General features: G+C 44.1%; 11 protein-coding genes. All 11 read right to left on the minus strand.

From position 1 onward, the window contains the following. Window positions 1-28: 28 nt before the first annotated feature. A complete protein-coding gene (locus IRJ18_RS05005) occupies window positions 29-1,390 on the minus strand; it encodes a glucoamylase family protein (RefSeq protein WP_194105101.1) in 1,362 nt (453 codons plus the stop codon). Window positions 1,391-1,395: 5 nt separating this feature from the next. After that, window positions 1,396-3,069: a glucoamylase family protein gene (locus IRJ18_RS05010; protein ID WP_194105102.1), complete on the minus strand. Its 1,674-nt coding sequence runs from the start codon at window positions 3,067-3,069 to the stop codon at window positions 1,396-1,398. 68 nt (window positions 3,070-3,137) lie between these two features. Beyond that, a complete protein-coding gene (locus IRJ18_RS05015; RefSeq protein WP_194105103.1) occupies window positions 3,138-4,052 on the minus strand; it encodes a LamG domain-containing protein in 915 nt (304 codons plus the stop codon). A gap of 14 nt (window positions 4,053-4,066) precedes the next feature. Continuing rightward, window positions 4,067-5,602: a RagB/SusD family nutrient uptake outer membrane protein gene (locus tag IRJ18_RS05020; protein ID WP_194105104.1), complete on the minus strand. Its 1,536-nt coding sequence runs from the start codon at window positions 5,600-5,602 to the stop codon at window positions 4,067-4,069. A gap of 22 nt (window positions 5,603-5,624) precedes the next feature. Beyond that, window positions 5,625-8,663 carry a SusC/RagA family TonB-linked outer membrane protein gene (locus IRJ18_RS05025; protein WP_194105105.1) on the minus strand — a complete coding sequence of 1,013 codons (3,039 nt, stop codon included), beginning with the start codon at window positions 8,661-8,663 and terminating at the stop codon, window positions 5,625-5,627. A 243-nt stretch (window positions 8,664-8,906) separates the two neighbouring features. Next, complete coding sequence (locus IRJ18_RS05030; RefSeq protein WP_194105106.1) at window positions 8,907-11,783, minus strand: ligand-binding sensor domain-containing protein; 2,877 nt, start codon at window positions 11,781-11,783, stop codon at window positions 8,907-8,909. 416 nt (window positions 11,784-12,199) lie between these two features. Continuing rightward, window positions 12,200-13,318: a hypothetical protein gene (locus IRJ18_RS05035; protein ID WP_194105107.1), complete on the minus strand. Its 1,119-nt coding sequence runs from the start codon at window positions 13,316-13,318 to the stop codon at window positions 12,200-12,202. A 4-nt stretch (window positions 13,319-13,322) separates the two neighbouring features. Continuing rightward, window positions 13,323-14,483: a hypothetical protein gene (locus IRJ18_RS05040; RefSeq protein WP_194105108.1), complete on the minus strand. Its 1,161-nt coding sequence runs from the start codon at window positions 14,481-14,483 to the stop codon at window positions 13,323-13,325. Next, window positions 14,483-14,821, minus strand: coding sequence for a hypothetical protein (locus IRJ18_RS05045; protein ID WP_194105109.1), 339 nt, complete (start codon window positions 14,819-14,821; stop codon window positions 14,483-14,485). The genes IRJ18_RS05040 and IRJ18_RS05045 overlap by 1 nt, the downstream gene beginning before the upstream one ends. Window positions 14,822-16,037: 1,216 nt before the next feature. Beyond that, window positions 16,038-16,901, minus strand: a complete 864-nt coding sequence (locus tag IRJ18_RS05050; protein ID WP_194105110.1) for a glycoside hydrolase family 16 protein — start codon at window positions 16,899-16,901, stop codon at window positions 16,038-16,040. Window positions 16,902-16,908: 7 nt separating this feature from the next. Beyond that, entirely contained in the window at window positions 16,909-18,738 is a 1,830-nt protein-coding gene (locus tag IRJ18_RS05055; RefSeq protein ID WP_194105111.1) for a glycoside hydrolase family 35 protein, read from the minus strand.

Below are 18,738 nucleotides of genomic sequence, written 5' to 3' on the forward strand. Positions count from 1 at the left end.
TCTTTGTCGTACGTTATTTTGCTGGTTTTTATTTTAGATAGGGACTTTTAAAATCCAGTTCTCTTAATCCTGCTTTTATCTCCGGGCTGCTCATAAACAAATGCCATAATAAACCAGTCCGGCCATTTTCTATCATAATTATAATCGGCCCTTCATCAATACCTAGGTAGCGTTTTGGATACCAGTTGTCAGTTTCGCTAAAAGCATCATAAAAACCGTATTCGCCCCAAACCTTATCGCCCAGGTCTTCATATAAATGCCTGATCACTTTCATCGATTCTCCTGGTGTGTAGCAGTAAGAGCCCAAGGCGGCTGTTGGTGATATCACACCCAGATCGTGCCCCGGGCTATGCCCCGCGTAACCCTTTACCGAATAGCTGGCTGTCAGGCCCCAGCAATCTTCGCCGTAGCCTTTGAAATGTTTAGGATTAGCTATACAATAAGCCCGGTTGATGAGCGTGCTATTTTGATTCTCCTGCCAGTAGTCGGCATATCGGTCGGTCAGTCCTTTTGGGCTTAAGCCCAGGTAGGAATACTGCGCCCAAAATAGCGGGCCTACACTGGTTGCAGCGCCATTATGCTTTAATTTAATTGGATAGCCAAAAGGTTTAATGTCTGTGCTGATGCCGCCATTGCGTGCCCAGCCCTCGTGATAAACTGCTGCAGGAATGCCATGGGTTGGTGAGGAGGCCGCCAGGATATACATAATGAGGCATTCGTTGTAACCGGCTACTGCGAAATTCATTTTCCAGCCAACGTTGGGCGACCAGTGCCAGTATAACACATTTTTATCACCGTTGCGGTACCAGTCCCATTCAATACCTTTCCACAAATTATCAATCCGCGTAGCCAGTAATTTTTCGGCTTTATTGCCCTTTTTTAAATATTGGCGCGCACAAAGCATACCTTGTGCCAGGTAAGCAGTCTCTACCAAATCGCCGCCGTCATCAAATTTGCTAAATGGCTTTACCTGGCCTGTATTGAACATCCAATGCGGCCACGCCCCATGGAAACGATCGGCTTTTTCTAAAAAACTAACCTGTTGTTCAAAACGTTTAACACCCGCCTTACGGGTGATAAAATGCCTTTCGATGCCTGTAACTATGGCCATCATACCAAAGCCTGAAGCACCGGTCGCTATCACATCTTTATCGTGCTGAGCATAATCATTATCCGAGTGGTAACGTTCGCGCGCCAGCCCCGAAACAGATTCGGCACCAGCCCAAAAATATTGAAAGGTTTTCTCTTCCACCAGGTTCAATAATTGATTATCGGTCAAACCTTTTTTGATTGTTAGCGCTGCTGCAGGCCTGGCATCCTGCCCCTGTGAACAGGCGCAGCAAAAAACCAATAAAAAGGCCGGCATTATTTTGATGTGTCTGAATTTCATTTGTATTACAAGTTAGGGCTGGTAAAGCCAAAGTTCTTCATGCCGGCTTTAACTTCGGGACAACTCATAAACAGGTTCCATATTAATGAGGTCCGGTAGTTTTCTATCATAACAATGATAGGCCCTTGGTCAATAGCCAGGGTTGATGTGGCAAACCATTGCTGCTGCAACGAAAAAGCGTCGTAAAAGCCATAGGCACCCCAGGTTTTATTCCCTATTTTATAATAGAAGAACTTGAGGGCCTGCATAGCTTCGGTTGGCGTATACGGCATGGATGAAATCGCTGCCGTAGGAGCAATAACACCCACATCATTAGTTGGTGAACTGGCGGTATAACCACCCGATATATCGCTTGCCGTTAAGCCCCAGCAATTTTCGCCATAACCCATATATGCCTTTGGATTGGCTTTGCAATAGTTATAATTAATAAGGGTGTGCGCTTTAGTTTGTGTTTCGTAATTAGCATAAGCATCAGCCAAGCCTTTGGGGTTTATCCCAAGGAACGAATAATGCTCAAGAAACAACGGACCACCATTTGCCGGGCCTAAAGGTAACTGTGCGCCGTAATAAGTATTCCCATTCTTCATAGCGCCATTTTGCGCCCATCCGGCATCATAAACCGATTTTGGAATTGGGTAGGTGGTTGAAGCACCGGCTAACACATAAGTGATCAGACACTCGTTCCAGCCGCGGATAGGCACACTCATGTCCCAGGCATAATTTGGGCTCCAGTGCCAGTAAAGTACATCGCTATTATCCTTACGGTACCAGCTCCATTCAACCGCATTATACAAAGTATTGATATCATTGCGCAGTGTGGTTTCTCCCGCGTCAGCACCTGTGAAATATTGACGGGCGGTTAACAAGCCAGCCATCAGGTACGATGTTTCCACCAAATCGCCGCCATTATCTTTAGTACTAAAAGGGATCACTTTCCCTGTCGCACCGTCCATCCAATGTGGATATGCGCCATGAAAACGATCGGCAGTTTTAAGGAAGGCTATTATTTTCTGCATCCGGGCCAAACCGTCGGCACGAGTGATAAAATTACGGTTAACAGCCGTCACCAGCGCCATGATGCCAAAGCCCGAACCGCCGGTGGTTACGGTATTTCCCGAGGTATTGCGCTCTAAAGCAAGGCCGCTTACCGGGTGCCCCATATCATAAAAATACTTAAAGGTTTGCTTTTGCACCAGCGTGAGCAATTCCTCATCGGTAATGCGGGGGAATTTGTCGGTATCATCCAAAGCAGTGCTTAGCTGGATAGCTACCGGGTTGACCAGGCGACCGCCTGATGCTGTTTTAATGCTATTACTAACGTTAAGCGTATACGTAGTTAAGGACACGAGCGCTTGTTGGGGGGTAACAACCAGCGTTTTATTACCATTTTGCAGTTGCGTGGTCAGGGCTACCGGGCTACCGCTATTGGTAAGTGTAACCCCGGCGGTGATCGTAGCGGCATCAATTGCTTCAGAAAAAGTAATGGTAACAGTTGGATTGGTACCCAGCCCGTTATAAATAAAGGTGCCGTTATACTGGCCATTAACGGTAAATGAAAGTGAGGCATCAAGTGGGCTATTGTCTGCGGGTGCCGAGTTTTTTTTACATCCGGTAAAAAGCAACAGGACAAATGCAACTAAATAAAAAAAAGCCGACCGTTTTATACTGGTAATATACATTTAAAGCTAAGTTTTATTAACCCAACAGGCAAACTGCAACCGCGCAAACGCCTGTTGGGATTTGTGTTTTATTTTCCGGCAAGGCCTAATTTGTATAACGATATGATATAAGCATCAGGCAGCACCGTGTTGTATATCCTCACTTCATCAATACTCCCCGTCATGGCGCCGAAGCTGGTATCGGTGGATACTGTTTTGCCCGGGATAACATTATAATTACCGCCGAAAATTACCTCACTTGGCTCAAACGAATTGAACAGCGTGGTACCTGTGCCGCGGCTTTGGAAAGCGGGGACACCAATTTTTAGCCCATTACCCCATATTTGGAAGATACCGGTGGCAGCATCATAAGTGATAACCATATGCGCCCAAACATTTGCCCCAATTTTGGGCGAAAGAAAGGGAAAAGTTCCGTTGGCGGTGTTTAGGTTATCCTGTGTACCGCCGTTTTGACCAGTAAAGGTTGGGTGTATCGTAATGGCATCGGTAACCGTAGCAGCCCTTGAATTTGTTTCTAACACAAAGTTGATATTACCATTGAAAATACCCGGGCGTGCCAGTTGAAATAACATGGTTTTTTTTGATCCATTATTTAATATCTGTACCCAGGCACTAATCGTGAAGCTTTTTAAAGCCGCCACCTTAAAAGCGTTAAACTGGCTGGCATAATATAAATAACCATTGTTTAAGGCCAAGGCCTGTCCCCTTACGCCGGCGGTAATAAAAGTATTGCCAACCGATGTTGTAGGTGCGGTACTGCTTAACTTTTCGTTAACGGTATTGTCAAAACTCCAGTAGGCCACCAGGTTTGCCGGGTAAATCTCTTCAGAGGTATTAAAGCCATCAACCTTGCCCACATAGGTATCAGTTGATACACCAGGCAATTTGTTGGGATTGCCATCTTTTTTGCATGACGACCAGGTTATTACAGCCAATGCCAGCAATAAAAAAGAGCCGCCTTTATATATTTTTGTGAATTTCATCTTTGTAGTTTTAATTAATAACCAGGATTTTGTGTCAATACGCCTTTACTCAGGTCTATTTGAGTTTGCGGTATAGGTAGTAAATTATCCCTGCTGGCCAGGAAATTTGTTTTGCCGGCACTGCTCATTGCGGATTGTGAAATGCCCCAGCGTACAATATCAAAAAAGCGATCGTGCTCCATAGCCAGCTCAATCCTTCTTTCATGGCGGATAGCTTCTCTCACCACAGCCGGGTCTGTACTGGTAATGTTTGGCAATACAGTCGCGGCAGCGGTGCCCCGCGCCCTTGTCCGGACACTATTTAACGCAGTCACGGCGCCTGCGGTGTTACCACTTTCATTGGCTGCCTCGGCAAACATCAGGACCACATCGGCATAACGTAGAATACGCATGTTCATCCACCAGCCTGAGTTATCACCATATAATGCCCTGAATGATGGGTTAGTATACATTTTGTGGTTATAAGCCGGGTTTATCCACGTGGTGGCTGTATTTTCGCCGTACACTGTTTTATAGGTAGTGGTAGCCGTGCTTCTTAGCAAAAAGGTACGTGCATATCGGGGGTCATTAGGTTCGTAAGCAGCAGCCAGGTTATCGTTTGGCACATTCCAACCAAACCCCAGGTTCCAAACTCCGCCATCCCTAACACCCTGGTATTGCGCATTTTGGATGCCGTTAGCAGTTTTAGTGGCAAAGCTGGCTGTGGCCTGTACTTCAAAAACCGATTCTTTACTATTCTCCCCCGATTCGCCAAATATTTTATCGTAAGGTGTAGATAAATCATATTGCCCGCTGTTCATCACTACGGTTGCGGCAGTAGCGGCCTGTGCCCATTTTTGCTCGGTAAGATAAACTTTGGCTAATAACCCATTAGCAGCACCGGAAGTAATACGGCCAACAAATTTTTTATCCCAGCTTAATGGCAAATTAGCTGCGGCAAAAGTCAGGTCGCTTTCAATAAAGGTGTAGATCTGCGCCGCCGTGCTTTGTGGTAAATTTGAGCCTGAAACGGTTACCGGTTTATCTACCAAAGGCACCCTTCCCCAAAAACGCACCATGTTAAAGTAAGCATAGCCCCGTAAAAACCTTGCTTCGGCTTCGGCTAATATTTTTTGCTGGTCGGTAGCAACAATTGTGGTGGCATTGTGTACCTGGTCTATGGTTATATTGCAATTAGTAATTAATGTAAAATAGCCATTCCACATATCGTTTACAAAACCATTAGTTGGCAGCACCGGAAAGTTATCCATACTGATCGCATCTGCGCCGCCATCACTTGGGGTGCTGCCTTTATCTGCGTCATCACTGCGCACACTGGTAGATAGGAAAAACGCGGCTACGTGTACATTATAGGCACGTAAATTATTATAGGCTGCAAACAGATATTGATCATAGGGGCCTGAACTGCCCGGATAAGGATAATTTTCGGCATAGTACTCGCCTTGCCTTTGCGTATCCAGGAATTTTCTACAGCCGAAGTTTGAAGATATCATCAGCATAGCCAATACCGCCATACCCAGATACTTTTGTTTTTTGTTAAGATTTTTCATTTTCTTTTATCTGATATGATGATTAGAAAGTTACGTTTAAACCAACGGTGTAAATAGCAGGAACCGGATAAGTGCCATTATCGGCCCCACCGCTTAGCAAGCTCCCAATTTGCGGTTCGGGCGAGTAGCCTGTAGCTTTCGTCCAGGTTTTAATATTTTCGCCGCTAACAAATATCCTGATGTTCTGAACACCAATTTTACCGTTTAAAGCTGTTGGCAGATTATAGCCTACCTGTATGTTGCGCAGGCGGAAATAATCGCCCGGCTCTAAGTAATACGAACTGAACAGGTAGTTGTTGCCACGTGAGTTGTCTAATATTGGCTCAACGTTGCTGGTGCCGGGCGCTGTCCAGGCGTTTAACCTGTTGCTTTCGTAGTTTAATACGGCAAAGTTAGCTGTGCGGCGTTGCAGCCATATTTTATTACCTGCTACGCCCTGGCCCGCTAATAATACATCCAAATTTTTGTAGGCAAGTGATACACTTAATCCATAGTTGTACGGCGGGAATGGCGTACCCAGGTAAGTCCTGTCGGCCGTAGTTATTACACCATCACCGTTTATATCCGCGTAAGCAATATCACCGGGAAGGGAATTGGCAAAGTGTGGCTGGTTAGTTAAATCAGCTGTTGATTGGTAAACACCAACTTGTCTGTAACCATAAAAATAGCCTACCGAATTACCCGTTTCGGTAACGTTGATGCCGCCGTTGCCCAAAAGCTGGAAGGCGGTTGTATTCCCCACCGAGTTCACTATATTTTTATTATAGCTAAAGTTGGTATTAACCCTATAGCTAAAATCTTTCCCGATCCTATCGTTCCAACCCAGGTTTACTTCAATACCTTTGTTGGTTAATTTACCCAAATTGGTAAAATATGCCTGCTGTGTGCCTGCTGCACCCGGTAAGGTAAAGGTGGTTAAGAGTCCGTCGGTTGTTTTGTTGTATACGCCAACTTCAAGATTTAAGCGGTTATGCAGCGTGCGTAATTCCACACCGAGGTCTATACCCCTCACAACCTCCCAATGCAGGTTTGAATCGGGCCGGTAAGCGGCAGTAACTGCCGGGTAAACATTATCGCCAAATACCGCTGTAATACCACTGTTGAGCGTTTGCTGATACAAATTTGGCTGTACCGCGTTTTGGTTACCCAATTTACCAAATGCGGCACGGAATTTTAAGAAATCGATACCGGGTGCAAGGTTTCTAAAGAAATCCTCTTCGCTGGCGACCCAACCTAAACCTATACTACCAAAGGTACCCCAACGGTTTTGAGGTGCGAACCTCGAGCTGCCGTCTCTTCTGATGGTGGCATTTACCAGGTATTTACTTTTGTAAGCGTAGCTTGCACGACCAAATATACCGGTTTGACTTTCTAAACTACCACCGCCGCTGTTGCTGATGGGGTTATTGGCGTTAATAATATTTAAATACCAAAGGTTGGAGTTAAAAGGTACATTAAGTGTAGTATCTGTACGTGAACCGCTTAATAAGGTGCTTGATAACTGAACGGTTGTAAAACCCGCTATTATATTTAACCTATGCCCGCCTTTAAGGTCCTTATCATAAGTTAAAATATGGTCCTGCTGGAAGCTACGGTATTCGTTAGCGCTTTGACTAACGCTCGTTTTTACCGTTTTATCAGTAAATGTGGTGGTTGGATTGCTACCTTCACCTAAGTTAACAACAGTAAAAGGCAGTGGATTATAGCTACGGGCGTTATTAAAGCCCAGATCGGTATAAAATGTTGATCTAAAAGTAAAATCTTTTAAGAATTTGATCTCCGCAAAAACATTACCATTTATCCGATAGCCGCCATTAATTGAATTACCGCGCGATCGGTTGATAGCATTTATAGGGTTACCCACCTGTGCCCGCTGAAATGATGGCATGGTATAATAAATATCATCGCCTGGCGCTTGCACAGGCGCGATAGGCGCGGCATAGATACCCGCATTAAGGCCAACCGCCGTTGGGTCTTGCTGCCATTTAAAGCCATTAATGCTGCCCCCTACCTTAATGTTATTATTAATTTTAATCTCCTCGCTTAAACGGACAAGATATTTTTTATAATCGCCATATCTCACAACACCTTGCTGGTCGCTATAACCCAAGTTAAATATAGTAGTGCTTTTATCGTTGTTGTTTGATACGGTTAAGTTATCGGTATTTATAACGGCGTTTCGTAAAATAAGGCTTTGCCAATCGGTATTGGCTATGTAATTTGTAAAGTCAAATGGCGCGGCATTAAGGTTGGCTAACTGCGCACTGTAAAGCTTTTTAAAACCGGCGGCATCTACCACATCAATTTTATTATTAACATGCTGTATACCAAAATTACTTTGGAAATTTACGCTTGTTTTACCCTTAGCTGCACGTTTTGTAGTGATGGCAATAACACCGTTAGCTCCTTTTAAGCCATAAATAGCTGTAGATGACGCATCCTTCAACAAATCGATAGTTTCAATATCATTTGGATTAAGGAAATCGATGTTCGTTTGCAATAAACCATCAACCACATACAACGGGTCAGCATTGTTAGTACTGGCTATACCTCTTATACGTACTATAGGGGCGGCACCAGGCGTGCCCGAATTTACCACCGATAAGCCAGCTACGCTACCTTGCAAGGCGGCAATGGGGTTGGTAACTGTAAATTTAGCAATGTCTTCGCCTTTAACGCTGGTAATGGCACCGGTAAGGTCGCGCTTACGTTGTGTACCATAACCTACCACGACCACCTGGTTTAGTTGTTGTGTTGAGGAAGTTAAGGTGACATTGATCTCGGTTTGGCCATTAACCGACACCTCTTGTTTATCGTAACCAATAGAGGTGAATACCAATATAGCATTGGCCGGCGCGTTAATGGTATACTTTCCATTAACGTCTGTTTGTGTGCCTGTGGTGGTGCCTTTAATAATCACACTTGCGCCGGGTAAACTCATCCTGGCCAATCCATCGGTAACCACACCTTTTATAGTCGTGGTTTGCGCGGAAACTGATGTAATAAATAATAGGCAGCAAAAAGCAATTAAAACAGAAGTTTTAGTAAAAATTCCTTTCATACTTTTTTCAATAAGTGGTTAAAAATTGGTGTGGTGTGCTATGTAATAATGCACCATTGAAGTTGAGCTTGTTTTTTTGCTTGTACAAAAAATAAAACTCTACATTAATACATCCGGTTGTGATGTATATCGCTTGATGTAAGTGAAATAATTATAAATGATTTATTATGAGTTAGTTACAATTAATCATAAATCAATGTGTAGTAGGGCTTATAACAGGCCAGGAGAGGTAATGATGTAGTATTATAGCTCCAACAAGAACTTTGCAAGGTTGGTATCGTGTGGTAGGTCCAGCTTCTTGCGGAGCCTATAACGTCGTATTTCTACGCCCCGCAGTGTTATGTTGAGCAAAGAAGCCAGTTCCTTGCTGCTCATATTCATTCTCAAATAAGCACAAAGTTTTAGATCATTAGGGACAAGGCCAGGATGATGGGCCGATAATTTTTTGAAAAAATTTTCGTGCGCTTCATTAAAACTTTTTTCAAAAAGGTTCCAGTCGCGCTCATTATCCATCCCCTCGTTAATTACTTTCTGAATTTTATTGAGCTGGTGTTCAGGAAGTTTCTGGCCTGTGCGGTCTTTAACTTTTAAGAGTTCTTCACTCAATTTTTGTAATATTTCGTTTTTATAGGTTAATGATAATGCCGTATTGGCCAGTTCCCGGTTTTTCGAATCTAGTTCGGTTTGTAGTTTTTCAGTTTGCAGTTTAGCAATTTGCTTTTCATTGGCCTCAGCTTCTAGTTTTAGTAATTCATCCTGCTTCTTTTTCAGTCTGTCGGCTATTTTCTGATGGTCTTTACGCAGCTTGCGCTCATATATCTTCTTGCCGGCGAGCAACACCGCTATAAACAGTATAAAATAAACCAGGTAAGCCGTTTTAGTGGCATACCATGGGGGCAATACCTCAAAATTGAAAACGGTAATTGTGCTTATTGCATTATTTATGCGTGCCCGTACTTTAAACTCGTAAGTACCCGCTGAAAGATTGGTAAAATCCTTTTGCGTAGCCGTAGTCCAGTCAGACCACTCGCCGGAATAACCGCTTAAATAATATTGAAATTTGATATTGGCTTGTCTGTAATAAGGCAACGCGTAAGCAATGCGGATGTTATTACGCGTGGCTGGGATTTGCAGCGCGCTGTTACTACTTCCGTTTTCACTTAATGTTTTATATTTATCTGTAATATCCTCAATCCGCCTGATCAATACCGTGGGCAAGGTAATGGCGGCCTTAGTGCTTTCATCTTCGCCGGTATTGTATATGACAAAACCATCGTCGACACTTATCAGGTACAAGTTATCACTGATACGACTGATATTCTCATAATATTGTACCATATGCCCATCAAGCACACTAAATACACTGGAGTTGATACTAAGTTTCCCCGGTTGAGAGAAATCGACAAGGGCTACCTTACCATGGTTAATAAACCAATACCGGTGCATGCCGGCGTTAATTATTTTGTTTGATGTAGCAAAAGGGCCAAGTTTTTTATTCAGCACTTCATATTTGCTAAAGCGGTTGCTCAGATCATCATACATATAAAAACCCGAATCGGACGAGAATACAATCTTGCTTTCCAGGTTAAATACATTGATGTTATAATTACCAGGCAGGCCATTTTTCTCATCAAAATATTTGTTAGCAATAACTTTTCTTAGATCGGCACTAAGTGTTAATTTATTTAACCCTTTATAGGCATGACTTACCCATATTTCCCCCTTGCTGTCTTCCTCCACATGGCGCGATGGTTCATTAAAACCGGTTATTTGCCAGGCCAACTCCCAGCCGCCATTAGTGTCTTTTTTATATAAGGCCAGGCCGTTATATGTTCCCTGGATAAGATGAGACGGCGAACTGTTTAAACGTTTAATGGTCCAGCCACCGCTTAACGCCGAAAGCCGCTCTATTTGATCACCTATTACTTTATAGGAACCATTATTATGACCGCATATTAATTGTCCGTCCATTAAGCTCAGGTCCCAAACCTGGCCCTGCGAATTTGGGATTATCTTAAAATCGAAAGTATTGTTTTGCTGTGTCCAGTTACTGGAAAACAGCCCCTGATTGGTTCCCAGGTAAATTTTATGATTAAAAATAATACTGGAATAAACCGTGCCGAACTTGCCTGTTTTATCAAAATAAAAATAAAGCGGCGAATTTAACTCCACCCTGTCTATACCATTATCCAGGCCAGCCCAAAGGTTTTGATCACTATCCGCATACAAGCTTAATACGGTGTTGTTTTGCAGCTCTGTGGTTTTATTGATCTGCTGTATTACATTGCCGTCTTCATCAATAATGATCAGGCCGTTAAGTATGGTGCCGTAGGCGTAGTATTTATTTAATACGCGCGTGCCATTGTTTAATTGAAAGGTTTGCAAAAAAGCATTAGCAGGGCTGTTAAAGGGCGTGAAGGTTTTTCCATCGTAAATAAACAGACCGTCCTTACTGGTGCCAACAATAAAGCGATTGCCTTTGTAAGGTAATATAGAAAGCACGCTTTTTATCTTTTCGCTTCCGGCAACCGGTATTAATTGATTACCGGTTAGTTCAAACAAACCGCGCTTTAAGCCTTCAACAAAGAACCGGGTGCCGGCCTTATGTAAAAAAAGGTAAGGCGCGTTCGTTTTAATTACGGCTATTTTTTGATACTGATAAATGTAAATGGTGGAGAAAGACTGAAAAATTACCCGCTCGCCATCTATATATATCTTCCAAATCTCATCGGCTAACGCATGGGTGCTGGGTATAAGCCCGGCAAGCGAATGGTAAACAAACCTGTTGTTTTTGAAGTTCCAATAGCCAAACTCGCCGTAACTGCCGGTGTAAATACGGCCATTATTATCTGCGGCTACTGATCGAACTATTTGCCTATGGGGCATGGAATACTGTTGCCAATAACGGCCATCGTAAACCAAAAGACCTTCGGCATTGCCAAAATACATGATGCCATTTCTATCCTGCGTAACCGACCAGTTTTGATTGCCGGAAGCATAAGTACTTTTGGAATAATTTTGAATATATGGTACCCCTATGGTTTTAATATCTCCTGCAAACAAGCTAATGCCCGCACATAAAAGGGCGTTGAGAAATAAAACAGAGCATATTTTTTTCATAATTAATTTGCCGTGCAAGCAAAATACTAAAACGTACGCACTTTTCCTCCAAAAATCTGAGTCAGGTCTGCTTACTCAGTGCTTGGTCTGCGGCATTATGTTCGAGAAATAAAGCATTCGTGCATTTGCGTAATATTGCAGGCATTGTCCCCCGCGTCCATATTGTGGCCACGGTCGTATTTAGCGATGCCGGAATGGTAATCCCGTTTTAAATTCGTCAGTTCCATCATCAAGGGATCAGCTTTAAAGAGATATCGCTCACTTCGTCTACCCAGTGCACCTTTATCGGATAAAGCAAGGTTTTATCGAAATTGTGGTATAGCGCTGGTGCACTAAGGTGACCGTGTCCGGTGCCCAGGTGCACAACGGCAGGACGAATAAGAGGTTAATATTTTTTCATGTTGAAAGGTTTGATGTTAGACTTCGGTTGGTTTAGCGGCGACATAACCCAGCGAACTTACGCCCGCCAAAGTGAGCAGTACATCCGGGATCACCGGCATTGTCTTATTATTGATCACAAAAATGATAAAGTAGCCACCCAGTACCAGGTTCCAGGCAAAAATCTGAAAACGCTGCATATTCATACTTTGGCCATCGCCCAGGATATCGTTGAAAAAGCTTTTTGATTTTTTGGCTTTATAAGTAGCACCCAGCTGTTTTTTCTGAAAATAATCGATATATGTCGCCGTGCCATTGGTAGCCAGGCTGATGCCCAGCAGCAGCAGAATAGAAGAATTCAGGGTAGAAGGGATGCCCGTCAGCGCCAGCGAATAAATAAAGCCGCCGATGATCAGCACTGTCCAGTAAGCCAGTTGGGTCTGTGCCATACTATACGCCCCTTTAGGCGCTTCTTTGAGGATGTCGGAATTGACCGCCAATACCAGGATCAGTATAATGAGTCCCAGATAAAGAATGCTCAAAATCACAAAGGTGGACATATGGAAATAAACGATCGTCACCTTCGTATTCGGCAGGTCGTTCCGGTTGACCTTTACCGGGAGCATGCCTTCCCAGGCCATGGTCAGATGGACCTGTAATTTACTTGAGTACCACGAATCCGCCAGTTTGTATAAATTATCCCAGGCCGCTTTGGTGCTCGTATCCTGTTTTAAACGAAAGGTTACCCAGGTCTCCGTATCCGTAGCTTTGAACTCCCCTTTGCGAATATTATTAAAAAGGTCCGAAGTAACCCCTTTCAAGGCAATGCCATCCGCATACAGCACCAGTTTGGCGTTATCGTTCGGGCGGCTATCCAAAAAGTCTTTCGGGTTGGTCAGTTTCAGCAGGATCAGGTCATCCGGGTGGATCACCTTGAACACATTGTCCCGGTTCTCCAGCTTACGCGCCTGCACTTGTAAAATATAAGGTGTTTTGGGGGCTGCCGGGCCTGGCGTGGGCGCAGCCGCAGCGTTCGGCTTGGAAGGCGTGCTCCCCGCAGCGGGTGTGGCGACCGTACAGTTGCAGGGGACAGTCGTTTGGGCGCCCGCCCGATCAACACTAAAAAACAACGCAACTAATAAGGTTAACTTTTTCATATACTTATTTTTTTGACTGGTTACCCAGATCATATTTAAAACCTAAACCGTAAACCGCCTCTTTCTTTTTATCGAACGGCAGCTGTCCATACGAATAACTCACGAAAAAACCATTGCTGGCCGTCAACGCGCAAACAAAATATTCCGAACGGTCAAGATGGGTACTGGTTAATGCCGTAGAAGCATTCAACTGCTGATACCAGCGGTAATCTGCACTGACCCAATAAGACTGCCCGCCCACTGAAGCCGCCAGTGTCTTAAAGGCCGCTTCAAAACGCAACCGGGTAAAAGGGTCCAGTTTCCCAGTCACCGCCTTACGTAAACTATCATTGGTGGGCACCACGTAGTCCAGGCCAAATAAAGCCGATGGAAAAGAAACACCCGATAACTCTATCCCATTCGTCGTATTCGTCAGCGCGCGGATCAGCGCGAAGGGATAGTCCGGAAGATTGAACCAGCGCAGCGGGCTGTATTTACTAAAACCGTTCAGCCCAACATTGATCAGCGCCCCCGGGGCGAATTGCGTTTTCGAAAAATCCTGGTTGCTCTCAAAAGCTGCCGAACCCTTCCAGCTTATGTAATATTGGTCTGTTACCCGCGTCAGCTCATCCGCCCGGGCTTTCAATGAGCGCATTTTTGACGTATCCCGTGCATGGATTGCCGCGCTATAGGCCAGCTTGATCGCGCGCAACGAATCCGCTTGCGCCCGCGTGTTTTTCTTAGAAAAGCCGCCATAAAAATAAGCGCCGCTGTAAACAAACTTCGATTCCAGGAAATTCGCTGGATTATACACTTTCTTAAAAGCCACATTACCATCCAGGTTCAGGTTGACCGAGCGGCTGTAATGATAATGTTTACTCGTGTCTGTATGATTTTTTACCCAGCTATTATGGTATTCATAACCAAAGCCCAGCCCCGGCGGCTGGCCGCCCGCCTGGAAAGTTTTGAATTTTAAATTCAGGTCCCGGATAAAATGAGCTTTGGTGGTGTCCTTTGTTTCCAGCACCGCCATGTACTTCGCCATCGTTTCATTCAGGAAATTCGGACTCGTCAGCGAATCCAGCACGTGTTGCTTGACCTGTTCGAAAGACTTGATCTGCGCCAGCAACATTACCGGGCCGCACATCAGCAGCAGGACCAGGCCGGTTTTTAAACACTTTTTCATCAGAAGATGTAAATAGTGTCCACGACTTCAGCAAGTTGCGCGACCGTTTTCGTGGCAATCTCCAACATGGCGACGATCTTTGTAATCGCCTTGTTCGCATCAACCCCCGTTTTATATTGTCCCGCATAGCTTGCGTTTAGCAGACCTTCGAAAGTCATGGCGATTGCCATTGCGCTCTCCGCATTCAGGTCGCCCGAAGCCAGGCTGATGAAAAATTGAAGTTCCTGCATCGCCATCGGTCCGGATTCTTCAAAAGTTTTTGGCTGTGCGAATTGGTTCATGTCATCCAGCGCACCGTAAACCGATACGCAGGTTTTGGAGGTTGTTACCCAGGCCATGTTAATTGTTTAAAGGTGAATAGGTTAATTCATTAATTGATCTAATTTACAACCTACAGTAGTAATCTGCAACCCGTGTTTTCACGGTATTTGCAAAAGATTATAACCTTGTTGAAGCGTGTGTAATGGAAACCGATTACAGGATGCAGTTTTCCGGCAGTAGTTCTTAGGTAATCCATTACTCTGTCCCGCTTCCCGCAAAACCTCACTACAGGGGCCTATTAACCGTATGAAAGAACTGCATTTTTTTTAATTTATTTGCAGTTCTTTTATAATTTTTTAAAATCTTCACCCCAATTGCCAATTCTTCTTAATTTTTCGACAAAATGTTTCGAAAATAAACCACAGTGGGGAGCCTCAAAATCAATGATTTAACCCAACTCTGGCGAGTTGGGTTTTTTATTTGCAGAAAATTTGCAGAAAATTCACAAAAAGCATTTTTTTCCAGAAAGATAATACGGCTTCATTAAGCGTTTTTAAAGAACATTCGAGTGAATCAGGTATATAAAGAGAACTAAATAGCTGCTAATACAGAATCGTGAAGTTTATTTTAATAAGCCAAATGGCTCGTTTGATTGGGTTCATAACGCTAAGGTCGGCAGTTCGATCCTGCCACCAGCTACTTGAAGATCAACCTATTATGAAATTTCGTAACAGGATTTTTCATTCTTGTTAACGGTTTTCTTAGCTGTTCTTGCTTACTTAAAGATACAAAAAGCGTTTCAGCCATGCAAATAAAGGTGTCATAAATCGTTTGCTATTTCAACCAAAGACGGCCATCAACGTTCAAATTAATCAATGGCGGCGATCGCCGTACATAAGCAATTAAACAATAAGCTAAGATTTATCTGTTCATCAAAGGGGCGCTGGTTCGAGCCCGGCCCTCAGAAGCTTACAAGTCAAAAAGGTTGCTCCACTCCCGCGAGTGGGGCTTTTTATTCGCATAAGATTCGTATAAAACCTAATTCTCTTAAATATCACCTCTCAAATATTGTAATTCACGGTAATTAAGTAATTTTATATTCCACGAGTGGTATCCAAAGGTTAGGAAATATATCGTTTCTTACCATTAGCAACTTAGTTAATAATGCTTAAGCAATGCCAAGCGACTTTTAACAAGATTTGCGCAGTTACCTGTAAGGCCACAAACAGGAAGTAAAAAGCGAACGCTTTTTTCATGTTGATTATAAGTCAGATGATGATGTCAGGATAAACCTTACCTGTCTGCTATTTTTTGGTAAACACGTACATAATCTATCTCATAAAAGCGTGGAAATGCAGTGGGAGATGGGTCGCCGCCGTTATCACCACCGATGGCCAAATTCAGCAAAATATAGTGCGGCTGCATAAAGGGGTTAAAATTGCTGCCATCGCGATTTATCAAGTCGTTTAATTCAACACGGTTTAGTAGTTTATCGTCAACAAATAAGCTGATAGCGGTTTCATCCCAATCCATCCGCCATACATGAAATTTTTTGCTCCATCCCACACCTAACGAATCGAGTGACTTTTTGGTGCTGTACCATTTGGCATTATTGGCTTTTGCCGTACCACAGGCAATATTGGCCAGCAAATTGCCCCGATAGTATTCCATGATATCAATCTCGCCGTTGGATGGCCAGGATTTACTTACGCCTAATGTCCAAAACGCGGGCCAAATACCCGGATCAACGTCAATACGCGCGCGCATTACAAAACGCCCGTATTGCCAACTATGCTGTCCACGCGTATTCATGCTGGACGAGGTATAGTCAATAAACTCACGATTGTTTTTCCAGTTGTTGCTTCCCGCGGTATAAATAGGATTTGGGATATGCTCCTTATTCGCCTTAATGGTCAAGATACCGTTTTTGCAACTTGCATTTTGTGGCTGATACCACTGCGCTTCGTGATTGCGTACAAAGCCCTTTTCAAACTTCCAGTTGGTGGTATCGGGTGCACCGTCTTTGTTAAATTCATCGGCCCAAGCTAATTTATAGCCGCCTGCGGTATCAGTAAATAGCTTTTGCGCCTTTGCTGCCAGCGGGCATACTGTAAATAAAACAAAGCAGACAAAAAGGGTCTTTATCGTAACGTGCATAAGTAGTTTACCGCAATTGATCTAATATAGGTTTATTTAACGAAGATAATTGCGTTTGTTCAGGCTTCAATAATTCCAAAACTTCAATCGAGTTGACGCCTTTTCTCAGCCATTCGGCAGGCAGGTATATGGTTTGTTGCGGACCGATGCTCCAATATCTGCCCAGGTTATGCCCATTTACCCATACTACGCCTTTACCCCAGGTGCGCATATCCAAATAAGTATCAGCAACGGTAGCTAAATTAAAACTCCCTTTTTTTACGGCGGGAGTATTCCCTTTGTTTGATGCCGCGTATTTTATCCCGGTAAGGTTGGCAAATGGCAGGCTATATGTTTTCCAGCCTGTAAGTTCAGTACCGGCAAACAGTACTTTTTCGGTAATGCCTTTTTTATTAGTCAACAAATATTTGCCAAAGTTTACCCGGCCCATGTTTTCAACCAATATATCAAGCGTCACTTTTCCGGCAGGTAGCGTAATAGCTAAACTATCCTGCACACTGCGGCGGTCCATGGTACCTACGGTTTTACCATTAACCATCACAACGGCGTAATCGCGTAGTTCTTTCACTTTTAAAATACCTGCTTTGCCGCCGGTTAAAGTTGTGCGATACAATACATAACCGTATGCCTGATTTAAATCCTCGAAGGTAAGCGGTTTCGCGCTTGACCTGGGGACAGGCAGGTTGCTCAATAACACGCCAGTTTGTGTAAGTTTTATCGCGTTAATGTGCATAGCAGGCTTGGCGGCTGGCACAGGTGGCAGCGTTTTTCCTTTGGGCAGATACTTTTCGATCACGCTTCTAAAAGCCAAAAACTTAGGTGTCGCATTACCTGCTTCATCCAGCGGCGCATCATAATCGTAGCTACTGGTTTGCGGCTCGTAGGGCGACGTGTCCTTATAATTTGCACCATTCATAAAAGCACGGGTAGTGCCGCCATGAAACATGTACATGTTGATGGAGATGCCAGCCGCCAGTACCGTATCTAAATGCACACTGTACCTTGATGCCGGCACGGTATGGTGCTGTGTTCCCCACCAATCAAACCAGGCAGGATACCACTCGGCAACATAATAGGGGCCTTTGCCGCTGTGGTTATCGTTGACGATCTTTCTAACCCTGGCTGGGTTATCAATGCCATTAACCGCGGGCAGCATGCCGGGCAAATGTCCTTTTGCCACATCAGCGGCCGGATCGCAAGTGTAAAGTAAGCCATCAAAGCCTGCTTCTTTAAAAAGCTTCTCGTTAATAGCCAGGTACTCTTTATCGCTGCCGTACGATCCGTATTCGTTCTCTATCTGTACCATCAAAATATTACCACCATGGTTGATTTGCAGCGGCGCCAGTTGCTTGCCAATCTCTTTGATATAGGTTTCATACTCTTTCAGGTATTGCGGGTCTTTACTGCGTACCACCAGGCCTTTCTGGTTTTGCAGCCAGTAAGGGTAACCTCCAAACTCCCACTCGGCACAAACATATGGGCTTGGGCGTAAAATCACCCATAGGCCTTCTTGTTGGGCTATCTTTACAAACTCGGCCACATCGTTATTGCCGCTGAAATCAAACTTGCCTTTTTGCGGCTCATGCAGGTTCCAAAATACATAGGTTCCAATGGTATTTAAGCCCATGGCTTTGGCCATTTTCATGCGGGCGCGCCAGGCCTCGCGTGGTACACGCGGGTAGTGCATTTCGCCGCTGATCATCTGGAAAGGTTTACTATCCAACAAAAAATCGGTATCGCCAAAGGCAAATGTGTGTTTAACCTGCGCTCGGCTTTGCAACTGGACAGTTATTAACGCCGCCAATAACAGCGCTTTAAGGTTTACTTTTAAACTCAT

Source organism: Mucilaginibacter boryungensis (genome assembly GCF_015221995.1).
Lineage (GTDB): Bacteria > Bacteroidota > Bacteroidia > Sphingobacteriales > Sphingobacteriaceae > Mucilaginibacter > Mucilaginibacter boryungensis.

Excerpts from the sequence above, each read along its gene's own strand:
- IRJ18_RS05045 (WP_194105109.1), bottom strand. The coding sequence starts at position 14,821 with ATGGCCTGGGTAACAACCTCCAAAACCTGCGTATCGGTTTACGGTGCG.
- IRJ18_RS05050 (WP_194105110.1), bottom strand. The coding sequence starts at position 16,901 with ATGCACGTTACGATAAAGACCCTTTTTGTCTGCTTTGTTTTATTTACA.
- IRJ18_RS05055 (WP_194105111.1), bottom strand. The coding sequence starts at position 18,738 with ATGAGTTTAAAAGTAAACCTTAAAGCGCTGTTATTGGCGGCGTTAATA.
- IRJ18_RS05010 (WP_194105102.1), bottom strand. The coding sequence starts at position 3,069 with ATGTATATTACCAGTATAAAACGGTCGGCTTTTTTTTATTTAGTTGCA.
- IRJ18_RS05040 (WP_194105108.1), bottom strand. The coding sequence starts at position 14,483 with ATGAAAAAGTGTTTAAAAACCGGCCTGGTCCTGCTGCTGATGTGCGGC.
- IRJ18_RS05035 (WP_194105107.1), bottom strand. The coding sequence starts at position 13,318 with ATGAAAAAGTTAACCTTATTAGTTGCGTTGTTTTTTAGTGTTGATCGG.
- IRJ18_RS05025 (WP_194105105.1), bottom strand. The coding sequence starts at position 8,663 with ATGAAAGGAATTTTTACTAAAACTTCTGTTTTAATTGCTTTTTGCTGC.
- IRJ18_RS05015 (WP_194105103.1), bottom strand. The coding sequence starts at position 4,052 with ATGAAATTCACAAAAATATATAAAGGCGGCTCTTTTTTATTGCTGGCA.
- IRJ18_RS05030 (WP_194105106.1), bottom strand. The coding sequence starts at position 11,783 with ATGAAAAAAATATGCTCTGTTTTATTTCTCAACGCCCTTTTATGTGCG.
- IRJ18_RS05005 (WP_194105101.1), bottom strand. The coding sequence starts at position 1,390 with ATGAAATTCAGACACATCAAAATAATGCCGGCCTTTTTATTGGTTTTT.
- IRJ18_RS05020 (WP_194105104.1), bottom strand. The coding sequence starts at position 5,602 with ATGAAAAATCTTAACAAAAAACAAAAGTATCTGGGTATGGCGGTATTG.